Source organism: Pseudomonas sp. JUb42, from assembly GCF_024807945.1.
Classification (GTDB): Bacteria; Pseudomonadota; Gammaproteobacteria; order Pseudomonadales; family Pseudomonadaceae; genus Aquipseudomonas.
Window position 1 is genome coordinate 422,728 of the sequence record NZ_JANUFD010000001.1, and the last position, 16,435, is coordinate 439,162.

The 16,435-nt window shown below is 61.2% G+C and carries 10 protein-coding genes; 6 read left to right on the plus strand and 4 right to left on the minus strand.

The window, feature by feature from the left end:
• Positions 1-39: 39 nt before the first annotated feature.
• On the minus strand, positions 40-984 hold the full coding sequence (locus M2401_RS01985; RefSeq protein ID WP_259099032.1) for an alpha/beta hydrolase: 945 nt from the start codon (positions 982-984) through the stop codon (positions 40-42).
• 205 nt (positions 985-1,189) lie between these two features.
• Here M2401_RS01985 and fadD2 point away from each other — a divergent pair, with 205 nt between their 5' ends.
• The 6 genes from fadD2 (at position 1,190) to M2401_RS02015 (ending at position 12,625) form a co-directional block, all read left to right on the plus strand.
• A complete protein-coding gene (fadD2, locus tag M2401_RS01990; RefSeq protein ID WP_259099034.1) occupies positions 1,190-2,878 on the plus strand; it encodes a long-chain-fatty-acid--CoA ligase FadD2 in 1,689 nt (562 codons plus the stop codon).
• Positions 2,879-3,223: 345 nt separating this feature from the next.
• Positions 3,224-4,915: a long-chain-fatty-acid--CoA ligase FadD1 gene (fadD1, locus tag M2401_RS01995; RefSeq protein ID WP_259099036.1), complete on the plus strand. Its 1,692-nt coding sequence runs from the start codon at positions 3,224-3,226 to the stop codon at positions 4,913-4,915.
• Between the two features lie 221 nt (positions 4,916-5,136).
• Positions 5,137-9,048 (plus strand): ATP-dependent RNA helicase HrpA, encoded by a 3,912-nt coding sequence (gene hrpA / locus M2401_RS02000; RefSeq protein ID WP_259099038.1) that lies wholly within the window; start codon positions 5,137-5,139, stop codon positions 9,046-9,048.
• Between the two features lie 332 nt (positions 9,049-9,380).
• Positions 9,381-10,502 carry a beta-ketoacyl-ACP synthase III gene (locus tag M2401_RS02005; RefSeq protein WP_259099040.1) on the plus strand — a complete coding sequence of 374 codons (1,122 nt, stop codon included), beginning with the start codon at positions 9,381-9,383 and terminating at the stop codon, positions 10,500-10,502.
• A 121-nt stretch (positions 10,503-10,623) separates the two neighbouring features.
• On the plus strand, positions 10,624-11,571 hold the full coding sequence (locus M2401_RS02010; RefSeq protein ID WP_259099042.1) for a dermonecrotic toxin domain-containing protein: 948 nt from the start codon (positions 10,624-10,626) through the stop codon (positions 11,569-11,571).
• A complete protein-coding gene (locus tag M2401_RS02015) occupies positions 11,501-12,625 on the plus strand; it encodes a GNAT family N-acetyltransferase (protein ID WP_259099043.1) in 1,125 nt (374 codons plus the stop codon). Before M2401_RS02010 ends, M2401_RS02015 begins: the two co-directional genes overlap by 71 nt.
• A 165-nt stretch (positions 12,626-12,790) precedes the next feature.
• Here the strand turns inward: M2401_RS02015 and M2401_RS02020 are convergent, their stop codons facing one another.
• The 3 genes from M2401_RS02020 to M2401_RS02030 all read right to left on the minus strand — a co-directional run bounded on the left by M2401_RS02020 (position 12,791) and on the right by M2401_RS02030 (position 16,315).
• On the minus strand, positions 12,791-14,635 hold the full coding sequence (locus M2401_RS02020) for an ABC transporter ATP-binding protein (protein ID WP_259099045.1): 1,845 nt from the start codon (positions 14,633-14,635) through the stop codon (positions 12,791-12,793).
• Between the two features lie 109 nt (positions 14,636-14,744).
• Complete coding sequence (locus M2401_RS02025; protein WP_259099047.1) at positions 14,745-15,308, minus strand: peptidylprolyl isomerase; 564 nt, start codon at positions 15,306-15,308, stop codon at positions 14,745-14,747.
• A 224-nt stretch (positions 15,309-15,532) separates the two neighbouring features.
• A complete protein-coding gene (locus M2401_RS02030; protein ID WP_259099050.1) occupies positions 15,533-16,315 on the minus strand; it encodes an alpha/beta fold hydrolase in 783 nt (260 codons plus the stop codon).
• Positions 16,316-16,435 lie beyond the last annotated feature (120 nt).

Consider the following 16,435-nt stretch of genomic DNA (forward strand, 5'->3'; position numbering starts at 1 on the left):
GGGTGATCCTGAATAAGGGAAATGTGTAACTACATATGACTATTCTGACCGACGTGGCCGTGGTTGTTCCAGCGTGTGATCGAGCCAGTCGATGACATCACGGGTGACCTCGTCGCGATTGCTCTCATTGAACAGTTCATGCCGCGCCTGTGGATAGATCTTCAACTGTACGGACTGATGACCTGCCTCGCCCAGTGCAGCGGCAAGATCTTTGAGACGCTTGCCCTGGCTCACCGGATCACATTCGCCGCCAATGATCAGTAAAGGCAGGCTGCCATCTATCTGTTTAAGGTTGGAGGGCTTGCTGATCTGTTGCAGGCCGCCGAGCAGATCGACCCAGAATTGATTGGTGCAACGAAAGCCGCACAACGGGTCGCTGACATACAGATCGACCTGCTGCGCATCGCGGCTGAGCCAGTCGAAGCGGGTGCGGTTGGGCTTGAAAGCCTTGTTGAAGTTGCCGAACGACAGCCAGTCGATCAGCGCACTGCGCCCGGTCGGCCCCTGGCGCCAGCGCTCCAGGCGGGCAATCTGCCGGGCGCTGCGGTACAGCGAGACCGGCTGATAGTTCGAGCCGCTGAGAATCGCCCCCTGCAAACTGGCGCCGTGGTACATCACATAGGCCTGAGCGACATAGCTGCCCATGCTGTGACCGAGCAGAAACACCGGCAGGTCCGGGTGGCGCTGGCTGATCGACTGGCTCAGGCTGGCCAGGTCGTCCACCACCTTGCTCCAGCCGTCCTCATGGGCGAAATGCCCGAGCACGCCCTGGGCGGCGGTCTTGCCGTGGCCGCGCTGATCGTGGGCATACAGGGCTATTCCGGCAGCACAGAGCGCCGCGCCGAGCCGGGCATAACGGCCGCTGTGTTCCGCCATGCCGTGGGACAGCATGACCACCGCCCGTGGCGTCAGATCGGGCAGCCAGGCATTGACGAACAGGCGGCTGTGATCACTTGCATCGAGCCAGAAAACTTCGTGTTTCATGTAGACGTCCCAGTGCCGGAGGTGGCGTGTATGACAAGTGTAGAGCTGATGGCTAATTGCATCCTGATCAGCTCTTAGATTCACGCCGCTGATGACACTATGCCTGCTATTTGCCTTACCTGTGTTCCCTGCTAACGTCGGGCAAGACCCGCTTAGCGTTCAGACTCTGGCGGGCCAGATACTCTCAGGTAAGAGGACAAAAACAATGCAACCTGATTTCTGGAATGACAAACGCCCCGCTGGTGTACTCCCTGAGGTGGATCTACAAGCTTATAAGTCCGTTATCGAAGTGTTCGAGCGTTCCTGCAAGAAGTTCGCTGACCGGCCCGCCTTCAGCAATATGGGCGTGACCCTGACCTACGCCGAGCTGGAACGGCTGTCCGCTGCCTTCGCCAGTTACTTGCAGCAACACACTGAGCTCAAGCCGGGCGATCGCATCGCTGTGCAGATGCCCAACCTGCTGCAATACCCGATTGCCGTGTTCGGCGCGTTGCGCGCCGGGTTGATCGTGGTTAACACCAATCCGCTGTATACCGCCCGCGAGATGCGCCATCAGTTCAAGGATTCCGGGGCTCGCGCCCTGGTCTACCTCAACCTGTTCGGCAAGCTGGTCCAGGAAGTGCTACCCGATACCGAGATCCAGTATCTGATCGAAGTGAAAATGGGCGACATGCAGTCTGCCGCCAAGGGCTGGCTGATCAATACCGTGGTCGACAAGGTCAAGAAGATGGTGCCGGACTATGACCTGCCCCAGGCCATAGGCTTCAAGCGCGCCCTGCACCTGGGCAGCCAACAGCAGCACAAGCCGGTTCCGGCCAGCCTCGGTGATATCGCCGTGCTGCAATACACCGGCGGCACCACCGGCCTGGCCAAGGGCGCCATGCTCAGCCATGGCAACCTGGTGGCCAATATGCAGCAGGTCTATGCCTGCATGCTGCAGCACGGTCCTGACGGCGCGGCGATGTTTCAGGAGGGCAAGGAGATCATGGTGGCGCCGCTGCCGCTCTACCATATCTATGCCTTCACCGCGAACTGCATGTGCATGATGGTCAGTGGCAATCACAACATCCTGATCACCAATCCGCGGGACATCGGCGGCTTTATCAAGGAACTGAAGAAGTGGCGCTTCTCGGCCATGATCGGGCTCAACACCCTGTTCGTCGCGCTGATGAATCACCCGGACTTCAAGACCCTGGATTTCTCCAGCCTCAAGCTGACCAACTCCGGCGGCACCGCCCTGGTCAAGGCCACGGCCGAGCGTTGGGAAGAAATCACCGGCTGTCGGGTGGTCGAAGGCTACGGCCTGACCGAAACTTCGCCGGTGGCCAGTACCAACCCCTATGGCGACAAGGCGCGCCTGGGTACGGTGGGCATTCCGGTGCCTGGCACGGCAATGAAAGTGGTCGATGACGACGGTGTCGAGCAGCCCCTGGGCGAGCGCGGCGAACTGTGCATCAAGGGCCCGCAGGTAATGATGGGCTACTGGCAGCGCCCGGAGGCTTCGGCTGAAGCGCTGGATGCGGATGGCTGGCTGAAGACCGGGGATATCGCCGTGATCGATGCCGACGGTTTTGTGCGTATCGTTGACCGCAAGAAGGACCTGATCATCGTCTCCGGCTTCAATGTCTATCCCAACGAGATCGAGGACGTGGTCATGGCCCACCCCTGCGTGGCCAGTTGCGCCGCCATCGGCGTACCTGACGAGCGCTCCGGGGAGGCGGTCAAACTGTTCGTGGTGCCGCGGGCGCAGGGCGTCAGCGTCGATGAGCTCAAGGCCTACTGCAAGGAGAACTTCACCGCTTATAAAGTGCCCAAGCACATCGTGTTGCGCGAGTCGTTGCCGATGACGCCGGTGGGCAAGATCCTACGGCGGGAGTTGCGCGATATTGCGTAAATAGTAAAGGGAGCCTCGTTCTGTGGGAGCGAGGCTTGCCCGCGAAGAGGCCGGTACTTCCAATACATCTTCACAGCCAGAAACACCGTCTTCGCGGGCAAGCCTCGCTCCCACAGACGTCATAAATTTCAGAATAGAATCTTTACTCTAAAAATGACTAAATAATATTTATAGTCACTTTGTAACTACATGGGCCGATTTTGGCTCTATGCGACCCTTGGCAAAGCTGCTACTCTCGGCCCGCTTTTTGACCGGTCTCTCTGCAAAAAGCAATTCCAAAAACACAAAAAAAATCACTGCATCCAGCAGTGTGAAGAATTCGCTGTCGCTGAGGAGTCGGCTTCCATGATCGGAAATTTCTGGAAGGACAAGTACCCGTCCGGTATCGCTGCCGAGATCAACCCTGACGAGTACCCAAACATTCAGTCGGTGTTGAAATTGTCTTGCGAGCGTTTCGCCAGCAAGCCTGCCTTCAGCAACCTGGGCAAGACCCTCACCTACGGTGAAATGTACGAGCTGTCCGGCGCCTTCGCCGCCTGGCTCCAGCAGCACACCGACCTGCAACCCGGCGACCGCATTGCCGTGCAGTTGCCCAACGTCCTGCAATATCCGGTCGCGGTCTTCGGTGCTATCCGTGCCGGGCTGATTGTAGTCAACACCAACCCGTTGTACACCGCGCGGGAAATGGAACACCAGTTCAACGATTCCGGGGCCAAGGCCCTGGTCTGCCTGGCGAACATGGCGCACCTGGCCGAGAAGGTGGTGCCCAAGACCCAGGTCAAACACGTCATCGTCACCGAAGTGGCCGACCTGCTGCCGCCGCTCAAGCGCCTGCTGATCAACAGCGTCATCAAGTACGTGAAGAAGATGGTCCCGGCCTATCACCTGCCCCAGGCCGTCAAGTTCAATGACGTTTTGGCCAAGGGCCGTGGCAAGGCCGTCAAGGAAGCCAATCCGGGCAGCGGCGACGTCGCTGTCCTGCAATACACCGGCGGCACCACGGGCGTGGCCAAGGGTGCGATGCTGACCCATCGCAACCTGCTCGCCAACATGCTGCAAAGCAAGGCGCTGATGGGCTCCAACCTGCACGAAGGCTGCGAAATCCTCATCACGCCGCTGCCGCTGTACCACATCTATGCCTTCACCTTTCACTGCATGTCGATGATGCTGATGGGCAACCACAACATCCTTATCAGCAACCCCCGTGACCTGCCGTCCATGGTCAAGGAGCTGTCGAAGTGGAAGTTCAGCGGCTTCGTCGGCCTCAACACTTTGTTCGTCGCGCTGTGCAATGACGCCAACTTCCGCAACCTCGACTTTTCTGCACTCAAGGTCACCCTGTCGGGCGGCATGGCCCTGCAACAGGCGGCGGCCGAGCGTTGGAAGCAGGTAACCGGTTGCGGTATTTGCGAAGGCTACGGCATGACCGAAACCAGCCCGGTCGCCACGGTCAACCCGATGGAAACCAACCAGATGGGCACCATCGGTATTCCGGTGCCGTCGACCCTGTGCAAAGTGATCGATGACGCCGGCAACGAACTGGCCCTGGGCGAAATCGGCGAGTTGTGTATCAAGGGCCCGCAAGTCATGAAAGGCTACTGGCAGCGCCCGGAAGCCACGGACGAAATCCTCGATTCCGACGGCTGGCTCAAGACTGGTGACATCGCCCTGATCCAGCCCGATGGCTTCATGCGCATCGTTGACCGCAAGAAGGACATGATCCTGATCTCCGGCTTTAACGTGTACCCCAACGAACTGGAAGACGTCCTCGCCACCTTGCCGGGCGTGCTGCAATGCGCGGCCATCGGCGTACCGGACGAGAAGTCGGGCGAAGCGATCAAGGTGTTCGTTGTGGTCAAGCCGGGCCTGACCCTGACCAAGGATCAGGTCAAGGACCATATGCGCGCCAACCTCACTGCCTACAAAGTGCCGCGCAGCATCGAGTTCCGCGATTCGCTGCCGACCACCAACGTCGGCAAGATCCTGCGACGCGAGTTGCGCGATGAAGAACTGAAGAAACTGGGTTTGAAGAAGTAAGCCCAGAGCCCCGCCTTGTGCGGGGCTTTTTTGTCGCGCGCAGAACTGTGGGAGCGAGGCTTGCCCGCGAAGAGGCCGGTACTTCCCACGCATCTCCACAGCCAGAAATACCGTCTTCGCGGGCAAGCCTCGCTCCCACGAAATCTATTTCGCGATGCCACGACCCGCCCCAATCTGCGACAATCCCCGCCTTTGCATTCCAAGAAGACCCTGCGCGCCAGATGACCGACGAATCGCCCTCTATCGACCAACTCCTGAAGAACCTCGACCACGCGATGATCAGCGAGCGGCATCGTCTGCGCCGCCAGTTGCATGATCTGCGCAAGAAACCCGACGAGGCTCGCCTTGCTCAGTGGGCGCAGCGGGTGGAGGCGTCGTGTGCCCAGGTTGCGGCGCGGCGGGCTAGCCTGCCGGTGATTCGTTATGACGACAATCTGCCGATTGCCGCCAAGCGCGATGAGATCAAGGACGCGCTGCTCAAGCATCAGGTGCTGATCATTGCCGGCGAGACGGGCTCGGGCAAGACCACCCAGTTGCCGAAGATCTGCCTGGAAATCGGTCGCGGCCAGCACGGCCTGATCGGTCACACCCAGCCACGCCGGATCGCCGCGCGCAGCGTTGCCAGCCGGGTCGCCGAGGAGCTGGGCACGCCCTTGGGCGCGTTGGTCGGTTATCAGGTGCGCTTCGAGGACCAGAGCGACAGTAATACCCTGATCAAGCTGATGACCGACGGCATCCTGCTGGCGGAAACCCAGCACGATCGTTTTCTCGAGCGCTACGACACCATCATCGTCGACGAAGCCCACGAACGCAGCCTGAACATCGACTTCCTGCTCGGCTACCTGAAAACCCTGCTGCCGCGGCGTCCGGACCTGAAAGTGATCATCACTTCGGCGACCATCGACCTGGAGCGTTTCTCCGAGCATTTCGACAAGGCGCCGATCATCGAAGTGTCCGGACGCACCTTCCCCGTAGACACCTGGTATCGGCCCCTGACCAGCGAGCAGGACGAAGAGGGCAACAGCGTCGAGGACGATCTGACCGTCGATCAGGCGATTCTTGCCACCCTCGACGAACTGGCCGCCTTTGAGCGCAGCGAGCGCAAGAGCCCCGGCGACGTGCTGGTGTTCCTCCCCGGCGAGCGGGAAATCCGTGACGCGGCGGAGCTGCTGCGCAAGGCCCAGCTCAAGCACACCGAGATCCTGCCGCTCTACGCGCGCCTGTCGCCGGCCGAGCAGCAGCGGATTTTCCAGTCCCATCCGGGGCGTCGAGTGGTGCTGGCGACCAACGTCGCGGAAACCTCCCTGACCGTACCGGGCATTCGTTATGTGATCGACACCGGCACCGCGCGTATCAGCCGCTACAGCTACCGGGCCAAGGTCCAGCGCCTGCCCATCGAAGCCGTGTCCCAGGCCAGCGCCAACCAGCGCAAGGGCCGTTGCGGACGGGTCGAGCCGGGGCTGTGCGTGCGCCTGTACAGCGAAGAAGACTTCAACAGTCGCCCGGCCTTTACCGATCCGGAAATCCTGCGGACCAACCTGGCGGCGGTGATCCTGCAGATGCTGCACCTGCGCCTGGGCGAGATCACCGCGTTCCCGTTTATCGAGCCGCCGGATGGCAAGGCCATCAGCGACGGTTTCAACCTGTTGCAGGAGCTGTCGGCGGTCAACCGCGAGAACCAGCTGACGCCCCTGGGCCGCCAGTTGGCGCGCCTGCCGGTGGACCCGCGCATGGGCCGCATGCTGTTGGAAGCGGCCAAGCAGGGCAGCCTCCAGGAAGTGCTGATCGTGGCCAGTGCCATGTCTGTGCAGGACGTGCGCGAGCGTCCGCCGGAGCGCCAGCAGGCCGCTGATCAGGCCCATGCTCAGTGGAAGGACGCCGATTCCGACTTCGCCGGGCTGGTCAATCTGTGGCGCGGCTTCGAGGAGCAACGGCAGAACCTCACGGCCAGCCCGTTGCGCAACTGGTGCCGCAAGAACTTCCTCAACTATCTGCGCCTGCGCGAATGGCGGGATTCCCATCGCCAACTGAGCCTGATCTGCCGCGACCTGCAACTGACCCTGAACAAGGAACCGGCCGACTACGGCAAGTTCCACAAGGCGGTGTTGTCCGGGCTGCTCAGCCAGATTGGCCAGAAGACCGAAGAGGGCGACTACCTCGGTGCCCGCCAGCGACGTTTCTGGATTCACCCGTCTTCGGGCCTGGGCAAGAAGCGTCCGCAATGGCTGATGGCGGCCGAACTGGTCGAGACCACCAAGCTCTACGCGCGCATGGTGGCCAAGATCGACTCCGACTGGATCGAGCCGCTGGCCGGGCACCTGATCAAGAAGAACCACTTCGAGCCGCACTGGGAGAAGAAGCGCGGCCAGGTCGTGGCCTATGAGCAGATCACGCTGTTCGGCCTGATTGTGGTCGGGCGGCGTCCGGTGCATTTCGGCCCGATCGATCCGGTGGTGTCCCGCGAGCTGTTTATCCGCGAGGCCCTGGTGCGCGGCGAGATCCAGTCCCGGGCCAAGTGCCTGGCGGCCAATACCCGCCTGCTCGAACAGCTCGACGAACTGGAAGCCAAGGCCCGCCGCCGCGATATTCTCGCCGACGAAGACACCCTGTACGCGTTCTACGAGGCGCGGATTCCCGCCGAGATCCATCAGACCGCGACCTTCGACAGTTGGTACAAGATGGGCAGCCAGAAAGACCCGCAGCTGCTGATCATGCGCGAGGAAGACGTGCTGGCCCGGGAGGCCAACGAAGTCACCGCCGCCCATTACCCGGACACCCTGCGCCTGGGCGAGTTGGCCCTGGCCCTGACTTACCATTTCGAGCCGAACCATCCTCGCGATGGCGTAACCCTGCGGGTGCCGGCGCCTCTGTTGCTGTCGTTGCCTGCCGAGCGCCTGGAATGGCTGGTGCCGGGCTTGCTGGAAACCAAGTGCATTGCCCTGGTACGCAACCTGCCCAAGGCGATCCGCAAGAACTTCGTGCCGGTGCCGGACTTCATCAAGGCGGCGCTGCAACGCATCACCTTCGGCGAAGGCTCGCTGCCCCAGGCGCTGGGCCGGGAACTGCTGCGCATGACCGGTGCGCGGGTCAGCGACGAAGCCTGGGCCGAAGCGGCGCAGCAGGTGGAAAGCCACCTGAAGATGAACCTGGAAATCGTCGACGGCGAGGGTAAGTTCCTCGGCGAAGGGCGTGATCTTGATGAGCTGACTGCGCGCTTCGCCGAGGCCAGTCAGGCGGCTCTGGCCGTACCGCAAACAGCAAAAAGCCAGCAACCGGTGGAGGCCAAGGTCTTCGCCGCCGTGGCCGAGAAGACTCAGCAGAACATCGCCGGGTTGTCGATGACGGTATACCCGGCGCTGGTGGAAGAGGGCGGTGCGGTCAAGGAAGGGCGTTTCTCGACCCAGGCCGAGGCCGAATACCAGCACCGTCGGGCCTTGCAGCGACTGTTACTGCAGCAGCTGGCCGAGCCTGCCAAGTTCCTGCGCAGCAAGCTGCCCGGCCAGACCGAACTGGCCCTGCTGCATCGCGAGCTGGGCCGGGTCGACGGGCTGATCGAGGACATTCTCCTGGCCAGCCTCGACAGTTGCATTCTCGAAGGTGAAGACAACCTGCCGCGCGACGGTGCCGGGCTGCTGTCCCTGGCCGAACGCAAGCGCAGCCACTGGACCGAGCACGCCGAGCGCCTGGCCCGTCTGACCCTGGAAACCCTCAAGCTCTGGCACGGCCTGCAGAAGCGCTTCAAGGGCAAGATCGATCTGCAACAGGCCGTGGCCCTCAACGATATCAAGGCGCAACTGGGCAATCTGGTCTATCCGGGCTTCGTGCGCGAGACCCCGGCGCAGTGGTTCAAGGAACTGCCGCGCTACCTCAAGGCCGTTGAGCTGCGCCTGGAAAAACTGCCGGGCCAGGTGCAGAAGGACCGCGTCTGGAGCATCGAGCTGAGCGGCTTGTGGGCGCAATACCAGGCTCGCGCCAGCAAACATGCCCAGGAAGGTAAGCGCGACCCGGAACTGATCACCTATCGCTGGTGGCTGGAGGAATACCGCGTGTCGTTGTTCGCCCAGCAGCTGGGGACGAAAATGCCAGTGTCCGACAAGCGTCTGAGCAAGCAGTGGAGCGTCGTCGAGGGGTAGGAAGGGCAGCCCTGGGGGCCAGGCAGGAGCGAATTTGTGGGAGCGAATTCATTCGCGAAGGCGGCATTCCAAGCGACGAATATCTATTGGATGTAACGGCCTCTTCGCGAATGAATTCGCTCCCACAGATTTGCACCCACCTCTCGGCCTCGTCGTTCAGCACATTTCCAGCCGCCCGGATAGCGCCAAACCCCCGCCGTTATGGCACACTTCGCCGCTTAAATACCGCGCATTCGCGGTTCTTGAATTTTGTGTTGGTACGTATGTTCCATTTTGCGTGCCGTACCTGGGCAGGTCGTTACCTGCATTGATCAAACAAGAGAGGAACGACCGTGCACAACGTCGTCATCAGCGGCACCGGGCTGTATACCCCGGCCAACAGCATTTCCAACGAAGAGCTGGTGCAGTCTTTCAACACTTACGTTGCCCAGTTCAACAGTGACAACGCCGCCGCCATCGAAAGCGGCGAAGTTCAGGCCCTGACTGAGTCCAGCGCCGCGTTCATCGAAAAGGCCTCGGGCATCAAGAGCCGTTTCGTCATGGACAAGGACGGCATCCTCGATCCGCAGCGCATGAAGCCGCGTCTGCCGGAGCGCGCCAACGATGAATGGTCGATCCTCTGCCAGATGGGCGCTGCCGCTGCCGAACAGGCGCTGCAACGCGCAGGCAAGACCGCTGCCGATATCGACGGCGTGATCGTCGCCTGCTCCAACCTGCAACGGGCTTACCCGGCCATTTCCATCGAAATCCAGGCTGCGCTTGGCGTGCAGGGTTTCGGTTTCGACATGAACGTGGCCTGTTCCTCGGCGACCTTCGGCATCCAGGCCGCCAGCAACAGCGTACAGTTGGGCCAGGCCCGTGCGGTGTTGGTGATCAGCCCGGAAATCTGCACCGGCCACCTGAATTTCCGCGACCGCGACAGCCACTTCATCTTCGGCGACGCGGCCACTGCCGTGGTCGTCGAGCGTGCTGACCTGGCGACCTCGCCTTACCAGTTCGACATCCTCGGCACCAAGCTGCTGACCCAGTTCTCCAATAGCATTCGCAATAACTTCGGCTTCCTCAACCGCGCGGCGGAAGAAGGCGTCGGCGCGCCGGACAAGCTGTTCGTGCAGGAAGGCCGCAAGGTATTCCGTGAAGTCTGCCCGATGGTTGCCGAACTGGTGGGCAAGCACCTCGAGGAAACCGGCCTCAATGTCAGCGACGTACAGCGCTTCTGGCTGCACCAGGCCAACCTGAGCATGAACCACCTGATCGTCAAGAAGCTGCTGGGCCGTGAAGCCAGCGTGGAAGAGGCGCCGGTGATCCTCGATACCTATGCCAACACCAGTTCGGCAGGTTCCGTGATTGCCTTCCATACCTATCAGGATGACCTGCCAAAAGGCTCGCTGGGTGTGCTCAGCTCCTTCGGCGCCGGTTATTCCATTGGCAGCGTGATCCTGCGCAAGCGCTGAGTGAAGGCGCTTCCTACGGACTGAATGGATCCAATCCTCAAGGCTCCATAACCGGCTATATCACCTGTGTGTTGTCGGGGCAGTACCTTGAATGCTTCTCATCAAGTATTCGAGGTCCCCTATGTCAGAGACATCCACGCAGATGGTCGCGACCGTCTTGCCGTCCCTCTGCGCGTCAGCCAATCCCGCTGCCGAGTTCTTCGGCATGGCCGGGCCTGATGCGCAATGGCTGGAACACCCGCTGCCGCGCTGGTATCTGGCCGCCCCCGAGCCCTTGCGCAAACGCCTGCGTGACAGCCACCGGTGCAGCCTGTTCTCTCTGCGCATGCTGGCGGCAGAGGCGTTCAACCCTTCGATACCGCCCGTGTCCGGGCAACCGATCGCCAGGGTCTGGATGAACTGTGAACGCGATATCGTCGATACCCTGGCGCATATCGCCCTGATGAAAGGCCATATCGGCGAAGCGGCCCATGCCATGCTGATGGATATGCTCAAACCTGAGCGAGCGCCGCGTTGGGGTGACTTTGGCGTGCGCTATCGGCAGTTGCATATGCTCGACACCTACGCCTTTTCCGGCAGCCTGTTGCACGGCGTTCTATTGGTGCAGCAAGACCGCGCGCACGCCGATAATCATCCCTGTCTGGTCTATATGCCTGCCGAGCCCGAGCATCCGCTCAGGGAATATCCGTGCCTTGGCCGGTTTGTCGAACGGCTGACAGCCAAGCTGCTCGATCGGTGTTATCAGGACTATTTCCGGCGCTTTATCCGCTACGACAAAAGCCCGGAATTTTTCCTGCGGCTCAACCAGCGACTGGCTGGCACGGGCTCGTCAGATGCCGAGTCGCTGATTCAGGTACAGGCCACTTCGGCACCGCCGTTCGAGGGGCTATACGAGCATCGCCGAGACAAACTCCATGAAGATGCGCTGGCTGACCGTGAACAATCACCGGCAATAAGGGATACTCGCGGGCACGTCCGCAGCTTCTGGGGAGCCCCGCATGCCCGTACAGACCACCGACAGCCTGAGCAGGATCGCGCCCTCGCAATGGGATGCCCTCCTGCCGGATGACCAGCCCTTCCTGCGCCATGCCTTTCTCAGTGCCCTGGAAGACAGCGGCAGCCTCGGCCCGCGTTCCGGCTGGCGTGCCGAACATCTGCTGCTGGTGGAGGATGAGCGCCTGATCGCGGCCATGCCGGCCTATCGCAAATGGCATTCCTACGGCGAGTATGTGTTCGACCACGCCTGGGCCGACGCCTGTCGCCGCGCCGGGATTGCTTATTACCCGAAACTGCTGTCTGCGGTGCCGTTCAGCCCGGTGGGCGGGGCGCGGATTCTCGCGGCGACGCCCCAGGCCGGGCGGGAGCTGTTGGCGATAGTGCCGGAGTATGCCGAGAGCGAGCAGCTGTCGAGCGTGCACGTCAATTTCACCGATGCGTTTGCCGACAGCCTGTTGGCCGCAGAACCTGCCTGGATGCAGCGCTACGGCTGCCAGTTTCACTGGCGCAACCGCGACTATCGGGATTTCCAGGACTTCCTCGACGCCCTCAGCTCGCGCAAGCGCAAACAGATGCGCAAGGAACGCGAACAGGTGGCGGGACAGGGTATCGAGTTCGAGTGGTTGGAAGGTCACCAACTCAGCGAGGCGTTGTGGGATTTTGTCTACGCCTGCTATTCCAATACCTACGAGGTTCGTGGGCAATCGCCTTACCTGACCCGGGAATTCTTTAGCCTTGTGGCCGAACGCATGCCCGAAGCCATTCGCGTGGTCCTCGCCCGCCAGGGTTCACGCCCGGTGGCCATGGCCTTCAGCCTGATCGGTGGCGACAGTTTTTACGGGCGCTATTGGGGCTGCCTGGCGGAGTTCGACCGCCTGCACTTCGAGACCTGTTTCTACCAGGGCATGGATTTCGCCATTGCCCACGGCCTCAAGCGCTTCGACGCCGGTGCCCAGGGCGAGCACAAGCTGATCCGCGGCTTCGAGCCGGTGATTACCCACTCCTGGCATTACCTGTCCCATCCGGGGCTGAAAAATGCAGTGAGCGAGTTTCTTGAGCAGGAACGGGTCGGGGTGTTGGCCTATGCCGAGGATGCGCGCACGGCGTTGCCGTATCGGCAGGAGTGACCATTACCGCAGGTACAGATCTGGGGGAGGGAGGACTTGGTGGAACCAAGTCTGTGGGAGCGAATTCATTCGCGAAAGGGCTGATTCAAACGCTACATATTCATCGTCAGAAATATCGCCTTCGCGAGTGAATTCGCTCCCACAGCGGGGCTAACAGTGTTTTGTTCAATCAATCCCGACAAACCCACCCGTCTGGTGCTGCCATAACCGCGCATAGAGCCCGCCCTGGGCCAATAGCTCGGCATGTGTACCCATCTCGGCAATCTGGCCGTTCTCCAGCACCACCAGGCGATCCATGCGCGCAATGGTCGACAGGCGGTGGGCGATGGCGATGACGGTCTTGCCTTGCATCAGGGTTTCCAGGCTTTCCTGAATCGCTGCTTCGACTTCCGAGTCCAGCGCTGACGTGGCTTCGTCCATGATCAGGATCGGCGCGTCCTTGAGCAGCACCCGGGCAATGGCGATGCGCTGGCGTTGGCCGCCGGACAGCTTGACACCGCGCTCGCCGACCTGGGCGTCGAAGCCGGTACGGCCTTCGGCGTCTGACAGCAGCGGGATGAACTCGTCGGCCCGGGCCTTATGCACGGCGTCCCAGAGCTGCGCGTCAGTGGCTTCGGGGCGACCATACAGCAAGTTGTCGCGGATCGAGCGGTGCAACAACGAGGTGTCCTGAGTGATCATGCCGATGCGTTCGCGCAGGCTTTCCTGAGTGACGTGGGAAATGTCCTGGTTGTCGATCAGAATGTTACCGCCCTGCACGTCGTACATACGCAAGAGCAGGTTGACCAGGGTGGATTTACCCGCACCGGAAGGCCCGATCAGGCCAATCTTCTCACCCGGCTTGATATCCAGATTGAGCTTCTGGATCACGCTGCTGCCCTTGCCGGACTTGTTCGGGTAATGGAACTCGACGTTATCGAATTTCACCCCGCCCTTGTCCACCAACAGGCGCGGCGCGGTCTGGCGATCGGTGACGCTGACCGGCTGGGAGATGGTTTCCAGGCCGTCCTGGACCATGCCGATATTCTCGAAGATGCCGTTGACTACCCACATGATCCAGCCGGACATGTTGACGATACGAATCGCCAGGCCCGTCGCCAGGGCAATGGCGCCGACGGAAATCAGCGACTGCGACCACAGCCACAGGGCCAGGCCCGTGCTGCTGACGATCAGCAGGCCGTTCATGCTGGTGATCACGGTATCCATAGCCGTGACCACACGCCCGGCCAGCTGGGTTTTTTCGTTGGACTCGCTGATAGCCTCACGGGCGTACTGCTGCTCGTAGTTGGTGTGGGCGAACAGCTTGAGGGTGGTGATATTGGTGTAGCCGTCGACGATGCGGCCCATGAGCTTGGAGCGGGCGTCCGACGATACCACCGAGCGTTCCTTGACCCGCGGAACGAAGTAGCACAACGCCAGGATATAGGCGGCGATCCAGCACAGCAGCGGGATCATCAGGCGCCAGTCCGCTTCGGCGAACAGCACCAGGGAGCTGATGGCGTAGATCAGCACATGCCAGAGGGCGTCCACTGCCTGTACGGCGGAGTCACGCAGCGAGTTGCCGGTCTGCATGATGCGCTGGGCGATGCGTCCGGCGAAGTCGTTCTGGAAGAAATTCAGGCTCTGCTTGAGCACGTAGTTGTGGTTCTGCCAGCGGATCATGCTGGTCATGCCGGGGCTGATGGTCTGGTGCACCAGCAGGTCGTGCAGGCCGACGAAGATTGGCCGCAGCAGCAGGGCGACCACAGTCATCCAGATCAGCTCGCTGCCGTGCAGGCTGAAAAAATCCTTGGCCGGGGTGTTCTGGGTCAGGTCGATGATGCGGCTCAGGTAGCTGAACAGTGCCACTTCGATCAACGCGCCGATCAGGCCGACGATCAATAGCGCGACGAAACTGGGCCAGACCTGACGCAGATAATAAATGTAGAAAGACAGGACTTGCTTGGGGGGCGCGGCGGTGGGCGCGTCACGGAAGATGTCGATCAGCTTTTCAAAACGGCGATAGAACATGGGTAATGACGCCCACGACGAGGGGGCTCTCCTGACGATTAAAACTCACCGGGTGTGACCCCATGAAAGCGCTTTGTGTTCAAGCCGATTTCACGGGGCCCCTGGCCGGTTAAGGCAGGCGCTTGGCCGATTTGATCAGAATAGGGTCCAGCGGCACGTTCTGCATGCCGCCTTTGTTGCCGGCCTGAACGTTGACGATCTGGTCGACGACATCCATGCCGCGCACGACCTTGCCGAACACTGCATAGCCATAGTCACGAGTACCGTGGTCGAGCATGGCATTGTCGGCGACGTTGATGAAGAACTGGCTGGTAGCCGAGTCCACAACGGACGTGCGGGCCATGGCAACGGTGCCACGCACGTTATGCAGGCCGTTGTCGGCTTCGTTCTTGATCGGATCCTTGGTCGGCTTCTGCGTCATCTGCGCCGTGAAACCGCCACCCTGGGCCATGAAGCCGGGGATGACACGGTGGAAGATGGTGTTGTTGTAGAAGCCGCTGTCGACGTAGCCGAGGAAGTTCTTGGTGCTGATCGGCGCCTTGGCATCGGCCAGCTCCAGTTCGACTTCGCCGAAACTGGTAGTCAGCACGACGTGGGTCGGCTTCACATCGGCCGCCAACAGCTGGGCGGCGAACAGCATGGAGCAGGCAGCAAGGGCGATTTTCTTCAACATGTTCGGTTGATCCTGAGTGATGTATTCGACTGCAACCCATTCACGGAGCGCGGGTTGCGCTTGCGCGGGCAAGGTAACCACGTTTGGGATTTTTTGCCCAGTGCTCAAGCGGCGATGCCTGGCCTGTAGGAGCTGCCGACGGCTGCGAAAGCGGTATACCAGGTAGCCCTTATCGCAGCCTTCGGCAGCTCCTACAGCGTCGCGTTCCAAATCCTGGTATTGCGTTATGTTTGAGAGAGAAACTCCAGCACCGTGCGATTAAACACCTCAGGCTGATCCAGTGGCGTGGCATGGCGGGAGTTTTCGATGACCACCAGGCGTGCATCGGGGATGAGTTTCACATAGGCCTGTTTCAGCGCGACCGGGGTGTAGTCGCGGTCGGCGCTGATGATCAGGGTCGGGCAACTGATTCGCCCAAGACGCTCTTGCACGCCCCAGCCGATAATGGCGTCGAAACTGGCCAGGTAGGCGCGCTTGTCGTTCTGCGCCCAGCGTTCGGCGGCCTTGCGGCGCAGGTCGACCTGTTCGGGGCGGGGGAACAGGTTCTGGCCGATGGCCTTGCCCAAAGTGCCCATGCTCAGCACCCGGGATAAAACCCAGCGCTTACCGTATTGCCAGACATCATTGAGCGAGCGCACCTTGACCTCGGGTGCGCTGTTGACGATGCACAGGCTGCGCAGCAATTGCGGCTTATCCACCGCCAGCTGGAAGCCGATCATGCCACCCATGGACAGCCCCAGCAGATGCACCGGCCCCAGGCCCAGATGCTCGATCAGGGCTTCGACATCCCTGGCGAACCCGGCCATGCTGTAGCGCTCTTGCGGCTTGTCGGAACGGCCATGGCCGCGCACATCGACCACGATCACCCGATAGTGAACGGCGAACGCCGGGACCTGGTGCTCCCAGTCCCGGCTGCTGGAGCCCAGGCCGTGGACCAGCAGCAGCGGGTCGCCCTGGCCATATTCCTCGTAGTGCAGTGAACAGTCTTCATGTTCGAAAAAAGCCATGGCAGCGTCCTTGTCTGGCGGGAGTTGTGAGAACTGATTGTGGGAGCGAATTCATTCGCGAAGGCGGTGCTCCGGGCGATGAAGATGCGTCGAATGTACCGGCCTCTTCGCGAATGAATT

What these genes read in the sequence shown, in the direction of transcription:
- M2401_RS02030 (WP_259099050.1), bottom strand. Translation starts at nt 16,315, where the DNA reads ATGGCTTTTTTCGAACATGAAGACTGTTCACTGCACTACGAGGAATAT.
- hrpA (WP_259099038.1), top strand. Translation starts at nt 5,137, where the DNA reads ATGACCGACGAATCGCCCTCTATCGACCAACTCCTGAAGAACCTCGAC.
- fadD1 (WP_259099036.1), top strand. Translation starts at nt 3,224, where the DNA reads ATGATCGGAAATTTCTGGAAGGACAAGTACCCGTCCGGTATCGCTGCC.
- M2401_RS02010 (WP_259099042.1), top strand. Translation starts at nt 10,624, where the DNA reads ATGTCAGAGACATCCACGCAGATGGTCGCGACCGTCTTGCCGTCCCTC.
- M2401_RS02020 (WP_259099045.1), bottom strand. Translation starts at nt 14,635, where the DNA reads ATGTTCTATCGCCGTTTTGAAAAGCTGATCGACATCTTCCGTGACGCG.
- M2401_RS01985 (WP_259099032.1), bottom strand. Translation starts at nt 984, where the DNA reads ATGAAACACGAAGTTTTCTGGCTCGATGCAAGTGATCACAGCCGCCTG.
- fadD2 (WP_259099034.1), top strand. Translation starts at nt 1,190, where the DNA reads ATGCAACCTGATTTCTGGAATGACAAACGCCCCGCTGGTGTACTCCCT.
- M2401_RS02025 (WP_259099047.1), bottom strand. Translation starts at nt 15,308, where the DNA reads ATGTTGAAGAAAATCGCCCTTGCTGCCTGCTCCATGCTGTTCGCCGCC.
- M2401_RS02015 (WP_259099043.1), top strand. Translation starts at nt 11,501, where the DNA reads ATGCCCGTACAGACCACCGACAGCCTGAGCAGGATCGCGCCCTCGCAA.